This window comes from Metabacillus sp. RB-C-LZQ-3-1 (assembly GCF_058315175.1).
Genome location: NZ_JBZFLI010000002.1, coordinates 447,097 through 469,520, shown reverse-complemented (window position 1 = coordinate 469,520; position 22,424 = coordinate 447,097). Strand labels below are relative to the sequence as shown.

The following is a 22,424-nucleotide window of genomic DNA, read 5'->3' as shown; positions in this document are numbered from 1 at the left end:
AATCATGGCGTTTTTTTATTTAGTCATTTTTAAATGTTAGCCCTTTGTCTTGTAATGATGAACGAAGCTTCGGAATGGAGGATGGTCCAATTCCATGCAGGGACAAAATTTCCTTTTCACTATATTTTGCAAGTTCTTCTACTGTAAATACACCAATGTTTTCTAGAGCTCGTCGTGCAGGGGCAGAAAGCTTGGATAGAAAACCAGACGCAGGTTTCCGTTCTTTTTCACATATTGGACAAGTAGGACAATCACTACTCTTATAAAAATGATGTCCGTTTTCACAAGTCCTACGTGTTTGTTGAGAGGCTGTCATTGAAATTCCTCCTTTTATGAATCATTTGTTGATTAGTATTATATTACATATTTCTATGCTTTTGTTTAATCAAGAGAAAGTAATAGAAGTTGGCTGCTATTTAACAGAAAATGAAACTTATTTTCCACTAGGACTATGATGCTCTCTTTTTTATAATACGGCAATAATATTTAAAGACAAAAGCCATCATTCAATTTTTAAATTATCTATGAAATTTGTAAATTTAACTTGTTTTAAAGATAAATTAGTATAATAATTATTCAAATAAGAAGAAATATATTGATTATTTAGTCAATTAGAAGTACCCTAATAATATCATTCTTGAATGATGTTTAGTGAAAGGAGATTGGGGAAGATGAATTTACGTAGTAATATGATTAAAAAAGGGTTTGACCGTGCACCTCATCGTAGCTTACTTCGCGCTGCGGGAGTAAAAGAAGAGGATTTTGATAAACCGTTTATTGCGGTTTGTAATTCATATATTGATATTGTACCCGGTCATGTACATTTACAAGAGTTTGGAAAAATTGTAAAGGAAGCGATTCGTGAAGCTGGTGGAGTTCCTTTTGAATTTAATACGATCGGTGTAGACGATGGAATTGCAATGGGACATATCGGAATGCGCTATTCATTACCAAGCCGTGAAATCATTGCAGACTCTGTTGAAACAGTAGTTTCTGCACACTGGTTCGATGGAATGGTATGTATCCCTAACTGTGACAAAATCACTCCAGGTATGATGATGGCGGCATTACGTATCAATATTCCTACAGTATTCGTTAGCGGTGGCCCAATGAAGGCCGGCGTAACTAGCGATGGGAAGAAAATCTCACTTTCTTCTGTTTTTGAAGGTGTAGGTGCCTATCAATCTGGTAAAATCGATGAAAAAGGCTTAACAGAGCTAGAGCAATTTGGATGCCCAACCTGTGGATCTTGTTCAGGTATGTTTACAGCTAACTCAATGAACTGTTTAGCTGAAGCACTTGGATTAGCAATGCCTGGTAATGGTACAATTTTAGCTGTTGACCCAAAACGTAAAGAATTCGTGAAAAAATCTGCTAAACAGTTAATGAATCTTATCAAAGATGACATTAAACCAAGAGATATTGTGACGGAAAAAGCAATTGATAATGCATTCGCTCTTGATATGGCGCTAGGTGGATCTACTAACACAGTATTACACACATTAGCATTAGCAAATGAGGCAGAAATCGAATATCCAATTCAACGTATCAATGAAGTAGCAGCACGTGTTCCGCATTTATCTAAGCTTGCTCCTGCATCAGACCATCATATTGAAGACTTACATGCAGCAGGTGGAGTATCTGCAGCTTTATATGAGCTATCGAAAAAAGAAGGAGCTCTTCACCTTGATACATTAACAGTTACAGGTAAAACACTTGGTGAAAATATCGCCGGCTGTGAGGTCCAAGATCATGAGGTTATCAGACCAATTGATAATCCTCATACAGAAAAAGGCGGCCTTGCTGTTTTATTCGGTAATCTTGCTCCAGATGGTGCGATTATTAAAACAGGTGGAGTTCAAAACGGGATTACAAGCCATGAAGGTCCTGCGATTGTATTTGAATCACAAGAAGAAGCGATCAATGGTATTGCAAATGGTAAAGTTAAAGAAGGTCATGTAGTCATCATCCGTTATGAAGGACCAAAAGGCGGACCAGGAATGCCGGAAATGCTTTCTCCAACTTCTATGATCGTTGGAATGGGATTAGGACCAAAAGTAGCGCTAGTCACAGACGGTCGTTTCTCAGGTGCATCTCGTGGTCTTTCTATCGGTCATGCTTCACCAGAAGCTGCCGAAGGCGGTCCACTTGCATTCGTTGAAAATGGTGACCATGTCGTGATCGATATTGAAAACCGTACAATGGATGTTCAAGTTCCAGAAGAAGAGTGGGAAAAACGTAAAGCCAACTGGAAAGGCTTTGAGCCAAAGGTGAAAAAAGGGTACTTAGCTCGTTATTCCAAGCTTGTTACATCTGCAAGCACTGGCGGAATTATGAAAATCTAAGATCAAATAATAGAGAAACCATCCAAGTTGGATGGTTTTTTTCTTATCATAAAAAAAACGGGGATTTACTATCTTTCATCAAGCGAATAAAGAACGATTTAGAAGAAACACAGGTGGCTTTCATAGAATGAATGAAGAATAAATTTACAGAAAATCTTGGCCATATGTTACTCACTTGTACTTTCAAAGAAATCTTATTACAAGAAAGGTCTCAACTTTTGTTAACTAGAATAATATGTTGTGATGTCATTCTAGTTTTAATAGAAAAAAGCAATATCTAAGGAGGTATTTTTATTAAAGCGGTCGTTTCAAACAAGTATGGTCCACCTGATGTCCTTGAATTAAAGGAAGTAACAAAACCAAGTATTACAGAACATCAAGTGCTTGTTAAAATCCATGCTGCCTCAATTAACTATGGTAATTTAGTTTTAATAAAAGGGGAACCATGGCTGGCTCGTCTTATTTATGGTTTTATTAAGCCAAAGTATCCAATACCTGGCGGAGATGTTGCCGGACAAATTGAAGCTGTTGGTACTCTTGTAAAGAGTTTTAAACCTGGTGATGAAGTGTTTGGAGATTTATCTGGCGTTGGATGGGGCGGCTTTGCCGAATATGTATCCGTCCCCGAAAACGTATTAGTGAAAAAGCCTGCTAATTTGAGCTATGAGGAAGCAGCAGCAGTTCCAATGGCGGCAGTCACAGCCCTCCAAAGTTTGCGAGATAAAGGAAAAATCAAGCATGGTCAAAAAGTGTTAATTTACGGTGCATCTGGTGGTGTTGGAACGTTCGCTATTCAAATTGCAAAATCATTCGGAGCAGAAGTTACAGCAGTCTGCAGTACGAGAAATATCAATATAGCAAAATCACTTGGAGCAGACAATGTGGTAGACTATACGAATACAGATGTTGGGAAACATTTTGGTCACTATAATGTCATATTAGGTGTTAATGGCTGTCAGCCCTTATCAGTCTATAAAAGAGCATTAGCTCAAAATGGGACTTTTATACATGTAGGCGGATCTGAGTCACAAATGTTTCAAACGATGATCCAAGGACCATTAATCTCATTGACTGGAAACAAAAAAGTCGTACTGTTTTTACAAAAACAAAACACATCTGACTTGTATTTCATGAAAGAACTCATTGAGGCGGGTAATGTGAAACCTGTAATTGACCGATGTTATAAATTAAGTGAAGTACCAGAAGCAATAAGCTATTTTGCTGAAGGTCATGCTCAAGGAAAAGTAATTATAACAGTGTAAAGAAAACACTGTTATAATTACTAAAACCAGTACAGATGAGTCTAACTTTTTCGTTTTTTTAAACAAAAACTAAAATTTCTCTTAAGAAGACCAATTATATATTAAAACAGGAATCAATATTCCTGGCATTTTGGAATTAATATTTAAACACATGTTGTCCAATTACAACAGCTGTTTCTCGCGAATCAAGCCAACGATTTGAGGCAACGTCAGGATTATAGAAAAATAACGAGTCTTTTGCAATTTTTCTCATATCTGATAAAGCTGCATATACTGCTCTTCTAGATTCCTTATCAGCTGGTTTATTTATTTCACCATTTGATACAGGTTGGAATTGTCCACGTTGATAGATAACATCTCTAATTGTGTTAGGAAATTTCGGACTATCTACTCGATTTAACACAACACTAGCTACCGCAACTTTTCCTTCAAATGGTTCGGATTGGGCCTCTGCACGGACAATTCTTGCTAATAAATCTATTTCAGCTTCTGAGATGTTTACTTTGCTAGAAGTAGAAGTAGAAATCCTTTCACCCCGACTAGCAACAGCAGGGCGACTTTTTTTGTCTATATCAATATGTATCTCTTGTCCAACATAAATAAGGTCAAGATTTTTAACCTGGGGGTTTACTGACGCTAATTCAGATAATGTTAACCCATTTTCTCTTGCGATTTTTGACATTGTGTCACCTTTTTGTACAGTGTAAGCAAAAATTGGTTCTGCCGATAAAAGAGTGAACAGTAATGTTAGTAAAAAAATTAGTTTTTTCAAAATATGTCCTCCTAGTTGGTATCTTTTTTTGAACTCTTGTCTCATTCCATTCCTATGTGACCAAAAAACTGAATAGTGTTACAATTTGTTTACATAGACATTACAAGTATCTTTAAATATATTAAAATAGGAAGAAATAGGAAGTTTTCATTTTAGTAGAATCTGATATTTTTAGAGCAATTGGATATTTAAGCAAAAGGAAGAGATACTATGGAGCCGAAAAATCTAGAATTAACGAAAAATCTTCGTCATGAACTTCATCAACATCCTGAGCTTTCTAATCATGAGATCTGGACAAAGCATCATTTAATCCAATTCTTTCAAACACATACATCTCTTGAAATTGTAGATAAAGGGCAGTGGTTTTATGCGATCTATAGGGCTGGTGAAAAGAAGAAGAATATAGCATTTCGTGCAGATTTTGATGCGCTGCCGATTGATGAAACGATCCTCATACGACATGCTTCTCAAATACCAGGCGTTTCACATAAATGTGGACATGATGGTCATGCTGCATGTCTTGCTGGATTCGCCCTTGAGATTGACCAGAACGGAGCTGATAAAAATATTTTTTTTCTTTTTCAGCATGCAGAAGAAACTGGTGATGGTGCGATCCAATGTGCTTCTTTAATTAAGGAACATGACATCGAAGAAATTTATGCTTTTCATAATATGAGTGGAATGGCTTTCAAGTCTGTGAATGTTATTGATGGAACTGCTCACTGTGCATCAAAGGGAATGACGATCCAATTGGAAGGTACTCCAGCGCATGCCAGTCAACCTGAAGATGGAGTAAATCCTGTTTATGCGTTTGCAAAGATCATTGATTCGATTGAAAAGCTTACTTCCTCAAATGAATTTCGAGGAATTGTATTATGTACTGTCGTTCATGTGAATATCGGGGAAAGAGCATTTGGTGTTGCGGCTAGTAATGGGGAGCTTTTGCTTACAATTCGTGCTTTTTATGAAAAAGAATTAGAGCAGCTTCAAAATAATTTAGAAGCTTTAACTACCTCTTTAGCAAACAAATATGGACTAAAAGCAAGCTTTTCATATCATGATATATTTCCAGAAACAGTGAATCACAAGGAGAGTTCAGATAAAATTAGAGAAGCTTGTCAAAAGAAAGGTTTGCAGTTAGTTGAAATGAAAGAGGCATTTCGTGCTTCAGAGGACTTTGGTCATTACTTAAAAGAAACAAAAGGTGCAATTTGCTATATTGGCAATGGTGAGGACTACCCTCATATTCATACCGTTCAATACGATTTTCACGATGGAATAATCGAAACCGCTGTAGAGCTATTTAAAGGTTTAGTTTATATGTAAAGGATATTTTTTAAGCCATAATTAGGGAGTGAAAGCTTTGTCCAAAAAAGACATTATATTATATGGATTAATTGGGATTTTGCTAATCGTGAATGTTGTTAGTTTAAATAGAATGAATTCCTTGCAAGAACAAATGCAAATAAACGAAAATTTACAAAATCAAATTCAAAATGTTGAATATTCCGTTCAAGATATAACTGCACAGCTTGATCAAAAGTTAACCGAATTTAATCAAAAGCAACAATGGATTCAAGGTGAAAAATACAATGTTCTACAAAGTAATAGAAAACAACATACGATTGATGTTAGATTGAAATGGAGATTAAAAGATTTGCAGAAGGGTGAAGAGGTTCTGCTTTTATTTCGTGAATATGATGAAAATCAGTGGACTGAGCTTGAAGTTACTAATGAAAATGGCTTAAATTATTATGTAAATCACACGTTTTCTTTAGATGAAAATTATGAAACACAAGTTGTAGCTGTGTCTAAAGAAGGCAAACGAAGTGAAGACCTTCTTCAGTTAAACTTTTATGAACAGATGAATCAACGCATGCCAACAAATGCATTTGTCCATCAAGCAGGTAATGGTATGTTTGATATCAATGTTGATATTGAAAACCATTTAGTAACAGAATTTCCTTTAACAGCTAATCCAGAAGAATTGAAGATTACATCAGCTAAAGCAAAGCTGTTATTTAATGGGCAAGTTTTACGTGAAATCAATTTATTAAAGGATAGTGAATTTTTACGACATGACAATTACCTCGAGACTCTTCGTTACAACAATATGCTCAAGTTGAGGGAAGAAATCGGAGATGAGTTTGGAAAGGTAGAATTGCATGTGACCGTAGAGGATGGATTAGGATTTACATATAAAACAATCGGACACTCTGAAAAGTAATATGACTCAAAAGTAATAGAATGATTTAATATAAAAAAAGAGAACATATTCTAAGAGTGAATATAAAAATCTGGGAGATGAAAAAATTGGCGAATATAAAATATCAAATACACCAAAACTTAGGGATCATATCAGAGGGTGCAAAAGGATGGAAAAAAGAACTGAATGTAATAAGCTGGAATGATCGTGAGCCAAAATATGATCTAAGAGATTGGGATGAACAACACGAAAAAATGGAAAAGGGGTAACTCTTTCAAAGGATGAGGTAATCAAGTTATGAGATATATTAAATGAGATGGAACTATAGGAAGGAGCCTGAACCAAAAAAGGTTCCTTTTCTTTTTGTTTTAAATGTTTTTTGTATATTCAAATAAGTTTATCTAGTTCCTATAGACTTATAATACGTTCACTGCTAAACTTAATAGGAATATTTTCATAGGTATTTATTTTTATGTTTTCACGTTGGAGGGTTTGAAGTACATATGATCAAGACACTTAAAGCTAAATTATTTCTTTCACTACTAGTAGTATCCATTGTCCCATTGTTGGTTGTTAGTATGGTTCTTTATCTAAAAACAAACCAGGGGTATGATACGGTATTAAAAAATGAACAAGATACAAATGTGGAATCGATTACAGAGAGATTGAATAATGTGTCAGCAGAACTTCTTGAATTAACAAAATTTTATGCTAAACAACCTGAAATGATAGAGGCATTTAAAAAAGGAAATCGTGAATCGGTTGCAATGATCGTTGAGCCCTTATTTGACCGGTTACAAAGAGAACATCAACTGGATGTATTTGAACTGGGAAATGCAGATGGAACAGTGTATTTTAGAGGTCATAATCCTCAAAAGTACGGAGATGATAAAAGTGATAAACCTGCAGTACAAGCTGCATTAGAAAATCAGGAATTAGCTGGATTTGAATTTGGAAATAGCGGGTTAGCCGTTCGGGCCTTTGTGCCTATAATAGATAACAACGAAGTCATCGGGACATTGCAAACTGGTTTAGATGGCAAAGTGATTGAGACAATCACGCAATCGATGAAAGGCGTCAAGTTAACGGTTTCAAATGTAGAAGGTGAGATTTTAGTAGCCTCTGAGGAAGAAGAAGTAGGTGAAAATCTAGTTAATCCTTCTATCTTAAAAAAAGTTTTGAATGGTGAAGATGTTTCAAATGAAAATGAAGAAAGCTTAGAATACTACATGCCTCTTTTTGACCCAACAAAAACAGAAGTTATTGGGATCATAAACATTGCTCAGGATACTGGATTCATTCATCAGATGAATAATCAAGTATTGTTATACATCATTATTACAGCAATCACTACACTAGTCATCGTCATCATCGTTGCAATGGTTTTAAGTAGAAGTTTCTCAACACCAATCAAGGAAATTACATTGTTTATGGGGGAACTTGCGAAAGGTAATTTGAAAAGTAACTTAAATCATCCAAAAAGAAATGATGAAATTGGACAGCTGTCACAATCTGTTGTTAAGACACAGACAAGTATGAGAGAAATGTTAAAAAAGATATCGGGGTTATCAACAACAGTATTGCAGGAATCAAAAGCAATGAAAGACGCATGCATAGAAATGAACGAAGCAAGTCATCAAGTTGCGTCAACAATGCAAGAAATTTCATTAGGATCAGAGGAGCAAGCGAGTACTTCTTCTAATTTAGCACAACAGATGGACAATTTCACAAGAGGAATTACCCAGGCAAATAAAAATGGAAGCATTGTACAAACAGCCTCAATAGAAGTATTACATATTACAAATAAAGGCGATCGTTTAATGAATGATTCCATTCATCAGATGGATAAACTTTATGAAATAATGAAACAGGCTATTGATAAAGTAGACAGACTAGAACAGCAATCACTGGAAATATCTAAGCTAGTCAATGTCATTCAAGGAATATCAGATCAAACAAACTTACTTGCATTAAATGCTGCTATTGAGGCAGCAAGAGCTGGGGAACATGGCAGGGGATTTGCTGTTGTTGCAAATGAAGTACGTAATTTAGCGGATCAAGTATCAAATTCAATTTCTGATATTACAGCCATTGTTGTGAATATTCAATCTGAATCAAATAATGTAATTGAAGCATTAACGAATGGCTATAATCAGGTAGAGGAAGGCTCAAATCAGATTAAAAAAACGGGTAAAGCTTTTCATCAGATCAATGAGTCTGTTTCAGATATGGCTAGTAAAGTTGAAAACATTACTAGCCAACTTTCAGAAATTGCGGAAAGCAGTCAACAAATCAATCAATCAATTGACAATATTGCATCAATTTCACAAGAATCAGCGGCAAGTATTGAAGAAACAACCGCAACTGTTCAACAAACAAGCAGTTCCATTGAACTTCTTTCTAAAAACGCTGGTTCTCTAGAAAAGCTTTCAGAAGAATTACAAGAGATGGTAAAAAGGTTTCAATTATAGTATGGAATAAGGCACAACAAAATGAGTTTGTGCCTTATTTTTGTGATTAAATTGAGGGAATGTCTAAATGATGACCTATTATTTAGACATGAATCCAATAAATATTCCGAAAAAATAAAATTTTACATACATTTATAGAAAAAAAGGAATATAATGATAGAAAAAGCTTCTTGGAAAATAAAAGGGAGAGGAATAAAATGGGTTTTCTACATACCTTATCGAAGTTAGTAATGGAAGAAAGAACGATTACTCCTCAACAAAAAGAAAAGCAGGAGAATCACTATCGATTAGAAGTAAACGAATACAGTAATATTGAGGATATCGAAGGTTTAGTAAAAGTAAAAGCCATTGAAATGGATCAATTACACAGTATCGGAAGCCATATCATTAGAAAAATGACGATTCATGTTAAGCATTATAAGCTAGGAAATATTTCGGGTACTGAAATGAATGATGCATTTACAGAAGCAAATTATACCCTTAAAGAACAATTGGAGAACAGTACTAACACATATAAAGTCTTAAAAAAAGAAGAAAGAATTTCAATCGTACAAATTTATTATAAAAAACTAGATATGTTAAAAATAGAAATGATTTTGACTTAAAAAAGAATCAGTAAAAAGCTGATTCTTTTTTTGATGAGATAAAGTTTTCTTTTTTGCACAAACTGTAAGAAAGAAGTATCCAATTTTCGGGTACAGAGTTTAAAAATTGGAAAGTATAAAAGAAAGAAGAGTCAAAACATTTCAACTTATTCTTTTTCAGTTGTTTTTAGTTGATTTGTGAATCATGCTGAGGCATTATAAGGGAATCACTCTGCTAAAAAACAAGATAATAAGTGTCATTCTCAATGAATACACGAAACCAGGAGGGACACATCATGAAAAAATTAATTATGAGTCTTTTAACCACTACTCTCATTTTCCTATTAGTCGCTTGTGGAGCAAATCAGGATCATACAGCAGAAAATACTGATTCACAAGATACAAAAGAGAAGGAAGTTCTTAGAGTTGGAACAGAAGGAACGTACGCACCCTTTACTTTCCACAATGAGGAAGGGGAATTAACTGGATATGATGTTGAAGTCATCAAAGAGGTTGCTAAACGTATGGGTGTTGAAGTGGAATTTATGGAAACACAATGGGATTCAATGTTTGCCGGGTTAAACTCAGAACGTTTTGATTTAATTGCAAACCAAGTTGGAATTAATGAGGATCGTTTGGCGAACTATGACTTTTCAACGCCTTATACATATTCTTCTTCTGTTATTGTAACACCAGCCGATAACAATGATATTAATTCATTTGAAGATTTAAAAGGAAAAAAATCGGCACAGTCTTTAACAAGTAATTATGGGGCAATGGCTGAAGAAAATGGTGCAGAGCTAATTGGTGTTGAAGGACTTGCACAATCGATTGAATTAATTAAGCAAGGCCGGGCTGATGTCACAGTAAATGATAAATTAGCTGTTTTAGATTACATGAAAGCACAAAATGATGAAAGTGTTAAAATTGTAGCAGATTCTGATGATGTTTCTGAAATGGCTTTTACATTTAATAAAGGAAATGAAGAGCTGGTAGAAGCAGTTGACGAACAACTAGCAGCAATGAAAGAGGATGGAACTTTAGCAAAAATTTCAGAAGAATGGTTTGGCGAAGATGTATCTACAAAGTAATACGATAACAGCCAATATGGGAGGATGGGAGTTATTTGTTAACTCTCTTCTCCCTATGATAATGGGTGCGATCCAATATACGATCCCACTTACGTTAATATCTTTTACAGGCGGAATCATTTTAGCTCTAATTACAGCAATGATGCGGATTTCGAAATCACGCGTCTTACAATTTCCAGCAGCTGTGTATGTATCAGCAATCCGAGGAACACCATTACTTGTGCAATTATTCATTATTTTTTACGGCTTACCGAATATAGGTGTAAATCTTGACCCTTTTATCAGTGCCGTCATTGCATTTGTTCTTAATGTTGGTGCATATGGATCTGAGATTATTCGAGCTTCTATCTTATCTATACCAAAAGGACAGTGGGAGGCCGCTTATACGATTGGAATGACGAGATGGCAGGCACTTTATCGAATCATCCTCCCTCAGGCAGCAAGAGTTTCAGTGCCGCCACTCTCAAACTCATTTATTAGCTTAGTAAAAGATACGTCACTTGCATCTCTGGTGTTAGTGGCAGAATTATTTCGAAAAGCTCAAGAAATTGCAGCAAGAACCTATGACTTTTTGCTTTTATATGTTGAAGCAGCCCTTATCTATTGGGTAATTTGCTTTTTATTATCTCTTGTTCAAATGATGATAGAAAAACGTTTAGATCGTTATGTAGCAAGATAAGGGAGGTGAGGAGAATGTATTTATCAATCAAAGGATTAGCTAAATCATTCGGAAATAATGAAGTGCTAAAAGATGTGAATGTTGACATTCAAAAAGGTGAAGTGCTATCCATTATTGGTCCTTCTGGCTCAGGAAAAACGACTCTACTTCGTTGTTTTAACGGGTTAGAGCATCCTGATCGAGGTATTTTTACGTTTGATGATGGACTTACATTAAATTTTGCAAAGAATATCAATAAACGAGATTTAATTCAATTTAGTAGAAGATCAGGTATGGTGTTTCAAGCCTATCACCTTTTCCCACATAAAACTGCGTTAGAAAATGTGATGGAAGGTCCTGTTTACGTACAAAAAAGAAAGAAGAATGAAGCAAGAAAAGAAGCTGAAATTCTCCTCGAAAAAGTAGGGCTAAAGGATAAATTGAATTTTTATCCCCATCAATTATCAGGAGGACAACAGCAACGAGTAGGGATTGCAAGGGCACTGGCATTAAAGCCTGAATTAATGCTTTTTGATGAACCAACATCAGCATTAGATCCTGAATTAATTGGAGAAGTTTTGACTGTAATGAAAGACTTAGCCAAGGAAAATTGGACAATGATTATCGTAACTCACGAAATTCAATTTGCCAGTGACGTATCAGATAAGGTGTTGTTTATGGATGGCGGGTATATCGTTGAGCAAGGTACACCTGAAGATGTCCTTAAGTCACCTAAAGAAGAAAGAACAAAAAGATTTTTACAAAGGATTTTAAACCCTTCCATTGGATTGTAATGATGTGATAAGGATTGTTTTCATCATCCTTATCATCAATTCTAGGTCTTATTATCATATAGTGACATTTGACTATTAAAATAGTTACTTGATAGTATTAAAAGAAAAACTATGAATAAACATGGCCTAGGATAAAGGTGGTTGCAAATGAAATCAAATGAAACCAATCAATTAATCTCGAATTGGTTGTCACTCACAAATATACAAATGCGAGTAGAAAATAAATTAGAAAGTATTCTTCAAGAAACTCATCAATTAACATTAAAGGAATTTTATGTATTGTTATTTCTTTCTCAAGCTCCAAATAAAAAATTGAAATTGCAACAGCTGCAAAACATGGTCGGACTAAGCCAAAGTGCGATGTCACGATTAGTGAGTCGATTTGAAGCAAAAGGCTGTGGAACACTAAGAAGACATGTTTGTGTTGATGATCGCCGGGCAATCTTCACAGCCCTTACTGAAGCTGGAGAAGAAAAATTAGAAAAAGCTGTAAAAACAGTGAATCAAACGTTAGGAAATTCCTTTGCAGATGAAGATATACAAGGAGAATTAAAAACACTGCTCTCCCAATTTATTCAGTAATGGAATGAATGTTACCTTAGAACATGATCAGATAACATTCTTCCTTCATTTTCGTTAAGTTCATTTCGCTTGACGGAATATTTTCTCATGTGCTAATTTTGTATGCATGCACATACATTTTTTCTAGAAAAGGAGTTTTCGTGTTGAAACATTTATTCAGTCCATACGAAATGAAAGATTTATCATTAAAAAATCGTGTTGTCATGCCGCCAATGTGTCAATATTCGGTCACAAACAAAGACGGGATTGCAACTGATTGGCATTATCTGCACTATGTCAGTCGTGCTATTGGTGGAGCAGGCCTAATTATTATTGAAATGACGGATGTTGAACCGGACGGCCGTATTACTGACTTTGACTTAGGCTTGTGGTCAGATGAACAAATCCCAGCACTTAAGCGTATTGTAGATGCTTGTCATCAGTACGGTGCTAAGGTTGGGATTCAGATTGCACATGCTGGTCGAAAAGCTGAAGATGCGCAAGTACCGGTTGCTCCATCTGCCATCGCTTTCGATGAGCAATCAAAAACACCTAGAGAGCTGACAACAGAAGAAGTGAAGGGAATGGTTGAAAAATTCCGCCTCGCTGTTCGCCGTGCTGTTCAAGCAGGAGTTGATACGATTGAGCTTCATGGAGCACACGGATATTTAATCCATCAGTTCCATTCAGCTTATACGAATAAACGAACAGATGAATACGGCCAAGATTTAACAAAGTTTGGCAGAGAGGTCATTGAAGCAGCAAAAGGTGAAATGCCAGAAGGAATGCCGCTAATCATGAGAATCTCTGCTAGAGAATATGTTGAAGGTGGATATGGTTTAAACGAGAGCATCGAATTTTCACGTGTATACCAAAAAGCAGGAGTTGATATGTTCCATGTCAGTGCTGGCGGGGAAGGTCCAATTGCTGCAGCAGGAAGACCAGGTACACATGTTGCATACCAAGTACCAATGGCTAGAACGATAAAAGAGGCATTAAATGTTCCTGTCATTGCCGTTGGAAGATTAGATGAACCTTCATTAGCAAACTCTGTTATTGGTAATGAAGAAGCTGATCTTGTCGCTGTTGGCCGCGGAATGCTAAGAAATCCTTACTGGACATTAGAAGCTTCAACAACATTACAAAAAGAAATCGAGTTGCCAAAACAATATATTCCTGGCTTTCCAAGAATATAGAAGGAAAAGTTAACCGGTTAGAAGAATATGTTAGGTAGGGGTATTAAAAGTTGATTTTCTGATACTTCAACTTTTAATGCTCCAATCGATATCTTTTTCATAACCATTACTTTTATTTATAGAAAGGCGAGAAAATCTTGAATCAATTATCCGGAAAAAAACGAATTCAGCTTGCATTGCTTTTAGGATCACTTGGACTTTTAGGACCTTTTACAATTGATATGTACTTACCATCTTTTCCTACTATTGTAGAAGATTATCAAACTCAAGCATCATTAGTACAAATCAGTTTAACTACCTGTCTTTTAGGTCTCGGGTTAGGTCAATTGATCATTGGTCCAATGAGTGATGTTCAAGGACGACGTAAGCCATTGCTTATTTTTCTTATTTTATATTTATTAGCTTCTTTAACTTGTTCGTATGCTCCAAATATTTATACCTTTATTGCAGCACGCTTTATCCAAGGTTTTGCAGCAGCTGGCGGACTTGTTATTTCAAGAGCAGTTGTTCGAGATGTATATAGTGGTAAAGAGTTAACGAAGTTTTTCTCATTACTTATGCTGGTCGGGAATTTAGGTCCGATCGTAGCGCCGATTGTTGGTGGTGGAATCCTCGCGTTTACAAATTGGTCAGGGGTTTTTGTTGTGTTAGCTTGTGTGGGGTTAATCTTATTTCTAACAGCCTCATTTAAGTTAGAAGAAACCTTGCCGGAAGAAAACCGTGTGCCTAGCAATTTTAAACAAGTAGTCCGGAACTTTGGTTCTCTATTAAAAGACCGGCAATTTACAGGATATGCACTTACACAAGGATTTATTATTGCAGGGATTTTTGCCTATGTATCTGGTATCCCGTTTGTCTATCAAAATATCTATGGCGTGTCACCACAAGTTTTTAGTTTGTTATTTGGAGTAAATGGTGTTGCATTAATTATTGGTACTCAGTTAGTAGGTAGGTTAACCGATTTTATTTCTGAGAAATCATTTCTGAAGTTTGGATTGATTCTTTCAAATTCAGCAGGTGCACTTTTACTTATTGCTCTGCTTTTTAAAGCACCGCTTATTTTAGTTGCAATTCCGATCTTCTTTTTAGTCGCTTCCATCGGAATTATTTCGACTACTTCCTTCGCTTTAGCGATGGAAACTCAAGGTCATATTGCTGGGAGTGCCTCGGCTTTATTAGGGTTACTGCCGTTTGTGTTAGGGTCTTTAACTGCACCTCTAGTAGGGATTGCAGGAGAATATAATGCCATTCCAATGGGTGTTGTTATCTTTGCAGCAAGCTTTCTGGCATTTCTATCATATTATGGCTTGGTCCGAAAAACATCGATTACCGTTCAAACTGCTAAATAATAAGTTAACCATTCAGACTGATAGCTGGCGCTTTAGCAGGACTTCAGAAGAAAATGAGCGTTTCTTGCCAGTCTGAATGCGTATTCTTTTTCTTTTAATTGGAATTCTAGTATAGTAAAAAATGAAACATGGACTTTTAAAAAGGAGAGTGTGTAGAATGAATTTTGTTACATTAAACAACGGGTTAAAAATGCCACAGCTTGGTTTTGGTGTATGGCAAGTTGAGGATGATCAAGCAACTGCAGCAGTTGCAAAAGCCATTGAAGTTGGTTACACTTCTATCGATACTGCAATGATCTACCAAAATGAAGTCGGTGTTGGAAAAGCAATCAAGGAAGCATCTGTTCCACGTGAAGAGCTATTTATTACTACCAAGGTTTGGAATACAGATCAAGGTTATGAAAATACATTAAAAGCATTTGATGCAAGTTTAGAAAGATTAGGTCTTGATTATGTTGATCTTTACCTTATTCACTGGCCAACTCCAGAGTATGATCAATATGTTGATACATATAAAGCATTAGAAAAACTATACAAAGATGGAAAAGTAAAAGCAATTGGTGTATGTAATTTTGAAATTGAACATCTTGAGCGTTTATTAAATGAGTGTGAAGTTGTACCTGTTCTAAACCAAATTGAGTGTCATCCATACCTAGCACAAAATGAATTAAAAGAGTTCTGTGCGAAACATAATATTTTCGTAGAAGCATGGAGCCCGCTGGATCAAGGTGGAGAGGCATTACAAGATGAAGTCATTAAGAGCATCGCAGCAAAACATAACAAAACGACAGCTCAAGTGATTTTACGTTGGCATTTACAAAACAACACTATCGTTATCCCAAAATCTGTAACTCCTTCAAGAATTGAAGAGAACTTCAAAGTATTTGACTTTGAACTTACTGCAGATGATATGAGCGCAATTAATAAGCTTAACCGTGACCGTCGTAAAGGTCCACATCCAAATGAGATGAATGTAAGATAAATAGAAATTTTAAAGACTGCCTTTACAATAAAGGGCAGTCTTTTTATGTACCTATTTTTTAGATAATTTCCATGCAGGGATTAAAGAGTGAAAATAGAAAAAATAGCTCATCACGATATGAATCACTGTGTAGATCGTAAGTGTCGTCAAATAGGTAAGAAACCATTGTCCAACTGAAGCATCTAAAAATAAATAGAATAAAATCATACCAACCGGAAAGGGAACGAAAACAATTAACCATATTGGTGCTCCAACAGTTTCTGTGATAGCGCCAAGGGAAACAACTGAAAATCCAATCAAAAGTGCCTGCCAAATGGCAATCCCATTACCAATGATTAAACTGCCTAAGTCATATGAGATAGCTGTAAGGACAATAGCTAAAATAAAATCTAATGCATATTTCACTTTGTTTCAACACCTCCATAGTCTCATCTAATTTTACCATTATCATCCAACAATCGTCATTATTTTATAGAATAATAGGGTATCAGCAGTAAACCCAAGTGAAGGGGGAACGGACGTTCAAGATAAACAATAACAATATTATGTAAACCAAAATGATTTTTTATTGCCTTTACCAATCCTCTTCATTCAATATTAATGGATGATATTGAAATCTACTTAAATCTATTCGACCATGTTCTATCCATTTTATCCCTTCATCCTCTAGACATTTCTTTTGTAATAAAAAGGAGGGGGCGTCTTTAAAACCAATTTCACCTTTAGAATTAACGACTCTGTGCCAAGGGAGCTGATATTTTGAACTCATAGAGTGAAGAATCCGAACAACTTGTCTGGCTCCTCTTGGGCTTCCAGCTAAACGGGCAATTTGTCCATATGTCATAACATGGCCTTTTGGTATTTGCTGAATAATATCAATAGCTCTTTCTGTAAATGGACGCATGCTTACATTACACCTCTATTTAGTAGTAAACTTTAAAAGATTTTCATCAATCATTTTTTCTATTGTATATTTTTCATAGTGTAGTATCAAATTATAACATATATTACCATAGTAATTTTCCAAAAATAAATTTCAACAAAAAAATTACATAAATTTTTTCATAATTCCTAATACTTTTACAAAATCTGTTGACACTTCCAATTCGTTATGGCAAATTTAAAAGATATATTTACATAATTCAGGAGGAAATGATGACTATGGAAAATCGCACGAACATAATTGACTGTACCATTCGTGATGGCGGGTTAGTGAATAACTGGGATTTTAGCGTGGAATTTGTTCAAGACTTATATCACGGCCTAAATGAGGCTGGTGTTGAATATATGGAAATTGGCTACAAAAATTCACCTAAGCTTTTAAAGGCTACTGAACCAAATCCTTGGAGATTTCTAGATGACCAGTTCTTAAAAGAAGTCATTCCAGAGAAAAAGACCACCAAGCTATCTGCTCTTGTTGATATTGGTCGTGTTGATCCAGACGATGTGTTACCACGTGAACAAAGTGTGTTAGATATGATCCGTGTAGCATGTTATATCCGTGAGGTGGACAAGGGACTAGAGCTTGTTAAAATGTTCCATGACCTTGGTTATGAAACAGCACTTAACATCATGGCCTTATCTAGTGTCCCAGAAAATCAATTAATTGAGGCATTTGATATGGTTAAGGAAAGTCCTGTAGATGTTGTGTATATTGTTGATTCGTTTGGAAGTTTAGATCCTTCTGATATCGAGCACCAGGTTAAGAAATTTAAAGCAATGCTTCCTAATAAGAAATTTGGCATTCACACACATAATAATATGCAGCTTGCTTTTGCCAATACATTAACTGCGATGCGTAATGGTGTTAGCTTCCTTGATTCATCGGTTTATGGAATGGGTCGAGCTGCAGGAAATTGCCATACAGAGCTCCTTGTTACACATATTCAAAAAGCAAGCTATGAGCTTAAGCCAGTGCTTGGTGTGATCGAAAAGCATATGCTGGACATGAGACAAAAATGGGAGTGGGGGTATATAATCCCTTACATGATCTCTGGTACATTAAATGAACATCCTCGTGTTGCAATGGCATACCGCGATAGTGAGGATCGAGATAAGTTTGTTGACTTCTATGACAAGGTTACTTCTCCTGAAGCGTCCGTTGCTCCAGCGACAAAATAATTTTTTAAAAAATCAGCTCCTCACTGGAGCTGATTTTCAATTTCTTAATCTATAATTGCATCATAAGAAGGTTTTACATTATAATCTGGGTCAAACACAAACGGCGCGTCTTTCCCAATTCCATCATTATATTGTTCTGCTCGATCATTTAACCACGTATGATTATCAGCAATTCCCCAAAAAGTAACATTGCTAATTTTGTTATCTAATTTTTCATAAAGTTCGAAAAGAGCATTGTAACGGACAGCTTGTCTTTCAAATTCTGAATCTGGTATTTCTTCATAAGTTGGGTAAGCAGGTCTTGGAGGCCAGCCATATAAACTAACATCTAGCTCAGTAATTTGGTTATCTAACCCTAGACTAGCAAATAGATTAATAGAATCTTCAATTTGTTGGATGGAAGGCCAACCGATTTGGATATGTGCTTGATGACCAACACCGTCAATAGGTACACCTTGGTCTAATAATTCCTTCACTAAACCGTATAATAAATCTCTTTTTCCTTCTACTTCTGTGTTATAGTCATTGATGTATAATTTAGCATCTTCACCGCCATATTTTCTCGCTGTTTCAAAAGCGACCTTAATATAGTCTGTTCCTGTGATTTGATACCACGGTGATTCACGTAAGCCTTTTTCATTTGGAGCATAATCATCAATTACTTCATTGACAACATCCCACGCATCAACATCATCTTTATAACGTTGTACAATTGTCTTTACATGGTTCTCAACTCGTTTTAAGAGGAGCTTCTTATTTTTCTCTCTTTGTTTTGGATCTGTTTCTTCAACCATTGGATTTCCTTTTTTATCCAGGAAAAACCAATCTGGAACTTGACTATGCCAGATCAATGTATGAAAGCGTAGATCCATATTATTTTCTCTTGCGAATTGTACAATTTTATCAGCTTCCGTAAAATTAAATTTACCTTCTTCAGGCTGAATATTTACTGGCTTCATTACATTCTCTGCAACAATACTAGTATAATGGCGTTTTAAAACCTCTGCATTAATTCCTTCCAGTTGATATGGCTCGACAGCTGCCCCAATTTTAAAGGAATTTTCGTATCTTTCACTAATAGAAGGAACCTCTAAAGCACTCCTAGTTTCAGTAGCAGCAGATGCTGCATTTCCTCCAACAGGTAATAAAAGAGCCAAAGCTAAACCTGAAATAATGGGTTTTCTTAAAACTTTTAACATCGTATCGTCTCCTTTAATAAAGAATGGTAAGAAAGTGCTTACAAAATACTATTCAGCTTAACCTCCTTTACAAATTTGTAAGGAAGAGGAGAGAAGTAAGGGTTTACATTTCGGTGTTATGTACAACTCCTCTTAACTCGAAATTGATTATATCAACAAACACATAGTTTGTATATTAAATAAACTAAGTATTTTTTTGAAAATACAAAAAATGAATCATTATTCACAAAAACAGTCTCTACCTTAAAAGAGTTTTTAAAAGGAAATAGTTCTTTTGATCTATTTATTAGGAAGTAATCTTTATGGTTGAAAGGAAAGAACACTTGTTCTAAAATGGAAAAAGGAGGTATTTTTATGAGACCTAAATTGATGAAAGAAACGAGTATACGAAGCTTTAGGAATTTTTATTGGTTAAAGAAAGAACTGCAACAATTTTGTAGAGAAAATGGCATAAGTCCTTAAGGTTCAAAAATTGAAATTTCCGACAGAATTGAAGTGTTTCTCCAAACAGGAGAGGTAAAAAAAACTATAAGAAAGAAGACCTCTAAAAATAAAACTCAAGAAACAGGAGAATTAAATCTTGATACAGTAATATCGGAAAACCATCGTTGCAGCCAACAGGTGCGGACATTTTTTAAATCAGTCATTCCTAATTTCCATTTTTCTACCTACATACAGAATTTCATCAAACAAAACGTTGGTAAAACATATTATGATGTTGTTGAGGCTTGGAATAAGGAAGAAATTCGTAAAAAAGATCCCTCGTATAAGAAAGTCATTGCTCCTCAATTTGAATATAACCAATTTATCAGAGATTTTTTTGATGACCCTATAAACAAAGGAAAATCACGGAATGATGCGATCGAAGAATGGAATAAGATCAAGAGATTGCCAGGAAGTAATAAATATAATCGTTTGGATACAACTGAATCCGGATAAACACTGTAATAGACAATTTGATGAATACACTTATTTAAATACTTGGATTTATTTTCTTGTATTAACGACCAATTCTTCATGTTATTATATTCATATACGATACGCCATTGCGTATTGTATCTATTTAAAAATGAAATTACATACCGTGCTAGACGGGGAGATGGCGGTGCCCTGTAACCTGCAATCCGCCTTAGCGGGGTTGAATCCCTCTTAGCGGCACGGTTCATGTAAGGTTTGCCTTATACAAGCGGTGATGAACATCGGGGTCCGCGCAACAGACATTTATGAAACTGGTCAGGCCTGGAAGGGAGCAGCCATAAGTAAATTCGTCTGTGTGCCGCTGGGCAGCCCTGATCGAGCTGGCTGTATAAGTAACACTTATGTGACCGTATCAATAAGAGGTGCACGGTTCTACATACGATATAAAAAGATGACTCCAAAAAAATGATAAGGAGTCATCTTTTTTGAATGGGAGAAAATGGACTAGATTAAGACAACGATGACTAAATCGCTTTTGAAAATCAAAAAAAGTGGTCTTCATTTAGGCTGATGACCAATGTCAGAACGATAAAATGGTCATTACCCTTGATAAATACATCCGAAAACGGAACCCTTTGACTTTTTTATGGCCTTTTTAAATTTTTCTTGTCTCTAATCATTTCCATTAACCCTATTATGCTTAAACAGATTTTTTGAAAAAGCATTTAATTTATTTAAAAATCGATTAAAGCCAAAACCTACAAAAAAGGCAATGCTGATTTGCGCCAAAGGAGTGTCTTTATATTCAATAAAATCAATTAAAAAGATTCCGCTTTGAATCAAGGTGACTGCTATAACTGCCGTGCCTGTTGCAAAGATCGGATAAAATATATACATAATCCACTCTCTATAGTCTGTTAGCTCACCTCTCATATAGTGGGAGCAAAACATATAAAGATGTCGTAAGGAGCCGCCGATCGCTCCAGCAAAAAAATAATATAGAAAGATCTCAATAGAAGATATAAACGGAAATATTTGTTCAAGTACACCTGTCCATAATGCACCAACAGCTAAAAAACTACCAAAAAACAACAGGGAAAGATAAAGTAAAATTACGGCTTTTAACCAACGGTTCATTCTACCACCCCTTGATAAGGTAAATTATTATATGAAGGGATGGCTAAATACGTGTAAAACTCTTATAATGCCTTGGCAATAACCTTATAGGCGAATCATTAGCATTATTTTAGAAGATAGTCCATACTAATAATAAATTTATTCCAACAAACTACTTTACATAGGGTAGGGGGGTATGGTAAATTATATTCAAGAGGAGGTTATCAAGATGTTTGAAGAAGAGGCATTAGAAATTGAACATAGTTGTAACACCCACTCTGAAAGGCAAAGTCATCATAATGATAAACTAAAAAAAGCCTTAATTAGTCGGTTAAATAGAGTTGAAGGTCAAGTTCGCGGGATCAAAGGGCTTATTGAAAAAGATACGTACTGTGATGATGTTATCACACAAATTTCAGCCGTTCAATCAGCCTTAAATAGCTTTTCAAAGGTATTATTAGAAGCTCACCTGAAGAGTTGTGTAACAGAAAGAATTCAAGAGGGTGACTTAGAGATTGTTGATGAGCTACTTGTCACAATCCAAAGACTAATGAAAAAATAAGGAGTGTTTAGAATGGAAAAAGTAACATTAGAAGTAAAAGGAATGTCTTGCGGCCACTGTGTAAATGCAATTGAAGGAAATGTAGGAAAACAAAATGGCGTTGCAAATGTCAAGGTTCATCTATCTGAAGGAAAAGTGGAAGTAGAATATGATGCAAATATTGTTTCTTTAAATGAAATAAAGGAAATAATTGATGATCAAGGGTATGATGTAGAATAAAGGTATTTGATATGAATA

At 35.4% G+C, this 22,424-nt stretch carries 23 protein-coding genes, 1 other RNA gene and 1 pseudogene; 19 read left to right on the top strand and 6 right to left on the bottom strand.

Features of this window, described 5'->3' with window-relative positions; all coding sequences use genetic code 11:
• Window positions 1–19 precede the first annotated feature (19 nt).
• Complete coding sequence (locus AC4GZ8_RS05785) at window positions 20–316, bottom strand: RNA polymerase alpha subunit C-terminal domain-containing protein (protein ID WP_491080843.1); 297 nt, start codon at window positions 314–316, stop codon at window positions 20–22.
• 355 nt (window positions 317–671) lie between these two features.
• On the opposite strand from AC4GZ8_RS05785, the gene ilvD reads away from it, so the two are divergent.
• Entirely contained in the window at window positions 672–2,345 is a 1,674-nt protein-coding gene (gene ilvD, locus AC4GZ8_RS05780) for a dihydroxy-acid dehydratase (RefSeq protein ID WP_491080842.1), read from the top strand.
• Between the two features lie 293 nt (window positions 2,346–2,638).
• The gene (locus AC4GZ8_RS05775; protein ID WP_491080875.1) at window positions 2,639–3,607 is read left to right on the top strand and encodes an NAD(P)-dependent alcohol dehydrogenase; all 969 of its coding nucleotides are present in this window, start codon (window positions 2,639–2,641) and stop codon (window positions 3,605–3,607) included.
• A gap of 136 nt (window positions 3,608–3,743) precedes the next feature.
• On the opposite strand, the gene AC4GZ8_RS05770 is transcribed toward AC4GZ8_RS05775, so the two are convergent.
• Entirely contained in the window at window positions 3,744–4,379 is a 636-nt protein-coding gene (locus tag AC4GZ8_RS05770) for a cell wall hydrolase (protein ID WP_491080841.1), read from the bottom strand.
• 210 nt (window positions 4,380–4,589) lie between these two features.
• On the opposite strand from AC4GZ8_RS05770, the gene AC4GZ8_RS05765 reads away from it, so the two are divergent.
• The 12 genes from AC4GZ8_RS05765 (at window position 4,590) to AC4GZ8_RS05710 (ending at window position 16,271) form a co-directional block, all read left to right on the top strand.
• Window positions 4,590–5,705 carry an amidohydrolase gene (locus AC4GZ8_RS05765; protein ID WP_491080840.1) on the top strand — a complete coding sequence of 372 codons (1,116 nt, stop codon included), beginning with the start codon at window positions 4,590–4,592 and terminating at the stop codon, window positions 5,703–5,705.
• A 37-nt stretch (window positions 5,706–5,742) separates the two neighbouring features.
• On the top strand, window positions 5,743–6,606 hold the full coding sequence (locus AC4GZ8_RS05760; protein ID WP_491080839.1) for a hypothetical protein: 864 nt from the start codon (window positions 5,743–5,745) through the stop codon (window positions 6,604–6,606).
• Window positions 6,607–6,692: 86 nt separating this feature from the next.
• Window positions 6,693–6,854, top strand: coding sequence for a YdbC family protein (locus AC4GZ8_RS05755; protein WP_491080838.1), 162 nt, complete (start codon window positions 6,693–6,695; stop codon window positions 6,852–6,854).
• Between the two features lie 234 nt (window positions 6,855–7,088).
• Complete coding sequence (locus AC4GZ8_RS05750; protein ID WP_491080837.1) at window positions 7,089–9,056, top strand: methyl-accepting chemotaxis protein; 1,968 nt, start codon at window positions 7,089–7,091, stop codon at window positions 9,054–9,056.
• Between the two features lie 197 nt (window positions 9,057–9,253).
• The gene (locus AC4GZ8_RS05745) at window positions 9,254–9,661 is read left to right on the top strand and encodes a hypothetical protein (RefSeq protein ID WP_491080836.1); all 408 of its coding nucleotides are present in this window, start codon (window positions 9,254–9,256) and stop codon (window positions 9,659–9,661) included.
• Between the two features lie 275 nt (window positions 9,662–9,936).
• Window positions 9,937–10,731: an amino acid ABC transporter substrate-binding protein gene (locus AC4GZ8_RS05740; RefSeq protein WP_491080835.1), complete on the top strand. Its 795-nt coding sequence runs from the start codon at window positions 9,937–9,939 to the stop codon at window positions 10,729–10,731.
• The gene (locus tag AC4GZ8_RS05735) at window positions 10,715–11,410 is read left to right on the top strand and encodes an amino acid ABC transporter permease (protein ID WP_491080834.1); all 696 of its coding nucleotides are present in this window, start codon (window positions 10,715–10,717) and stop codon (window positions 11,408–11,410) included. Before AC4GZ8_RS05740 ends, AC4GZ8_RS05735 begins: the two co-directional genes overlap by 17 nt.
• Before the next feature lie 14 nt (window positions 11,411–11,424).
• Window positions 11,425–12,183, top strand: a complete 759-nt coding sequence (locus AC4GZ8_RS05730) for an amino acid ABC transporter ATP-binding protein (protein WP_491080833.1) — start codon at window positions 11,425–11,427, stop codon at window positions 12,181–12,183.
• Window positions 12,184–12,330: 147 nt separating this feature from the next.
• Entirely contained in the window at window positions 12,331–12,765 is a 435-nt protein-coding gene (locus AC4GZ8_RS05725; RefSeq protein ID WP_491080832.1) for a MarR family winged helix-turn-helix transcriptional regulator, read from the top strand.
• 143 nt (window positions 12,766–12,908) lie between these two features.
• Entirely contained in the window at window positions 12,909–13,940 is a 1,032-nt protein-coding gene (locus AC4GZ8_RS05720) for an NADH:flavin oxidoreductase/NADH oxidase (RefSeq protein WP_491080831.1), read from the top strand.
• Between the two features lie 137 nt (window positions 13,941–14,077).
• On the top strand, window positions 14,078–15,289 hold the full coding sequence (locus AC4GZ8_RS05715; protein WP_491080830.1) for a Bcr/CflA family multidrug efflux MFS transporter: 1,212 nt from the start codon (window positions 14,078–14,080) through the stop codon (window positions 15,287–15,289).
• A 157-nt stretch (window positions 15,290–15,446) separates the two neighbouring features.
• A complete protein-coding gene (locus AC4GZ8_RS05710) occupies window positions 15,447–16,271 on the top strand; it encodes an aldo/keto reductase (protein WP_491080829.1) in 825 nt (274 codons plus the stop codon).
• Between the two features lie 51 nt (window positions 16,272–16,322).
• Here the strand turns inward: AC4GZ8_RS05710 and AC4GZ8_RS05705 are convergent, their stop codons facing one another.
• Complete coding sequence (locus AC4GZ8_RS05705) at window positions 16,323–16,676, bottom strand: hypothetical protein (protein ID WP_491080828.1); 354 nt, start codon at window positions 16,674–16,676, stop codon at window positions 16,323–16,325.
• Window positions 16,677–16,845: 169 nt separating this feature from the next.
• Entirely contained in the window at window positions 16,846–17,175 is a 330-nt protein-coding gene (locus AC4GZ8_RS05700; RefSeq protein WP_491080827.1) for an MGMT family protein, read from the bottom strand.
• Window positions 17,176–17,432: 257 nt separating this feature from the next.
• On the opposite strand from AC4GZ8_RS05700, the gene AC4GZ8_RS05695 reads away from it, so the two are divergent.
• Window positions 17,433–18,392, top strand: coding sequence for an aldolase catalytic domain-containing protein (locus AC4GZ8_RS05695; protein ID WP_491080826.1), 960 nt, complete (start codon window positions 17,433–17,435; stop codon window positions 18,390–18,392).
• 44 nt (window positions 18,393–18,436) lie between these two features.
• Here AC4GZ8_RS05695 and AC4GZ8_RS05690 read toward each other — a convergent pair whose 3' ends face one another.
• Window positions 18,437–19,591: an endo-1,4-beta-xylanase gene (locus AC4GZ8_RS05690; protein WP_491080825.1), complete on the bottom strand. Its 1,155-nt coding sequence runs from the start codon at window positions 19,589–19,591 to the stop codon at window positions 18,437–18,439.
• A gap of 354 nt (window positions 19,592–19,945) precedes the next feature.
• Here AC4GZ8_RS05690 and AC4GZ8_RS05685 point away from each other — a divergent pair.
• A pseudogene (locus tag AC4GZ8_RS05685) lies at window positions 19,946–20,530 on the top strand (DUF6434 domain-containing protein).
• Window positions 20,531–20,673: 143 nt separating this feature from the next.
• An RNA gene (gene ffs / locus AC4GZ8_RS05680) (signal recognition particle sRNA large type) lies at window positions 20,674–20,939 on the top strand.
• Between the two features lie 242 nt (window positions 20,940–21,181).
• On the opposite strand, the gene AC4GZ8_RS05675 is transcribed toward ffs, so the two are convergent.
• Complete coding sequence (locus tag AC4GZ8_RS05675; protein ID WP_491080824.1) at window positions 21,182–21,646, bottom strand: hypothetical protein; 465 nt, start codon at window positions 21,644–21,646, stop codon at window positions 21,182–21,184.
• Window positions 21,647–21,854: 208 nt separating this feature from the next.
• Here AC4GZ8_RS05675 and AC4GZ8_RS05670 point away from each other — a divergent pair, with 208 nt between their 5' ends.
• Together AC4GZ8_RS05670 and copZ are read left to right on the top strand one after the other, a co-directional pair.
• The gene (locus tag AC4GZ8_RS05670) at window positions 21,855–22,187 is read left to right on the top strand and encodes a metal-sensitive transcriptional regulator (protein ID WP_491080823.1); all 333 of its coding nucleotides are present in this window, start codon (window positions 21,855–21,857) and stop codon (window positions 22,185–22,187) included.
• Between the two features lie 12 nt (window positions 22,188–22,199).
• Window positions 22,200–22,406, top strand: a complete 207-nt coding sequence (copZ, locus tag AC4GZ8_RS05665) for a copper chaperone CopZ (RefSeq protein WP_491080822.1) — start codon at window positions 22,200–22,202, stop codon at window positions 22,404–22,406.
• The last annotated feature ends 18 nt before the right edge of the window (window positions 22,407–22,424 follow it).

Bases quoted from the DNA above. Each gene is read 5' to 3' on its own strand.
- AC4GZ8_RS05750 (WP_491080837.1), top strand. From the start codon at position 7,089: ATGATCAAGACACTTAAAGCTAAATTATTTCTTTCACTACTAGTAGTA.
- AC4GZ8_RS05690 (WP_491080825.1), bottom strand. From the start codon at position 19,591: ATGTTAAAAGTTTTAAGAAAACCCATTATTTCAGGTTTAGCTTTGGCT.
- AC4GZ8_RS05710 (WP_491080829.1), top strand. From the start codon at position 15,447: ATGAATTTTGTTACATTAAACAACGGGTTAAAAATGCCACAGCTTGGT.
- AC4GZ8_RS05725 (WP_491080832.1), top strand. From the start codon at position 12,331: ATGAAATCAAATGAAACCAATCAATTAATCTCGAATTGGTTGTCACTC.
- ilvD (WP_491080842.1), top strand. From the start codon at position 672: ATGAATTTACGTAGTAATATGATTAAAAAAGGGTTTGACCGTGCACCT.
- AC4GZ8_RS05695 (WP_491080826.1), top strand. From the start codon at position 17,433: ATGGAAAATCGCACGAACATAATTGACTGTACCATTCGTGATGGCGGG.
- AC4GZ8_RS05785 (WP_491080843.1), bottom strand. From the start codon at position 316: ATGACAGCCTCTCAACAAACACGTAGGACTTGTGAAAACGGACATCAT.
- AC4GZ8_RS05740 (WP_491080835.1), top strand. From the start codon at position 9,937: ATGAAAAAATTAATTATGAGTCTTTTAACCACTACTCTCATTTTCCTA.
- AC4GZ8_RS05670 (WP_491080823.1), top strand. From the start codon at position 21,855: ATGTTTGAAGAAGAGGCATTAGAAATTGAACATAGTTGTAACACCCAC.
- AC4GZ8_RS05730 (WP_491080833.1), top strand. From the start codon at position 11,425: ATGTATTTATCAATCAAAGGATTAGCTAAATCATTCGGAAATAATGAA.
- AC4GZ8_RS05700 (WP_491080827.1), bottom strand. From the start codon at position 17,175: ATGCGTCCATTTACAGAAAGAGCTATTGATATTATTCAGCAAATACCA.
- AC4GZ8_RS05745 (WP_491080836.1), top strand. From the start codon at position 9,254: ATGGGTTTTCTACATACCTTATCGAAGTTAGTAATGGAAGAAAGAACG.
- AC4GZ8_RS05675 (WP_491080824.1), bottom strand. From the start codon at position 21,646: ATGAACCGTTGGTTAAAAGCCGTAATTTTACTTTATCTTTCCCTGTTG.
- AC4GZ8_RS05735 (WP_491080834.1), top strand. From the start codon at position 10,715: ATGTATCTACAAAGTAATACGATAACAGCCAATATGGGAGGATGGGAG.
- AC4GZ8_RS05765 (WP_491080840.1), top strand. From the start codon at position 4,590: ATGGAGCCGAAAAATCTAGAATTAACGAAAAATCTTCGTCATGAACTT.
- copZ (WP_491080822.1), top strand. From the start codon at position 22,200: ATGGAAAAAGTAACATTAGAAGTAAAAGGAATGTCTTGCGGCCACTGT.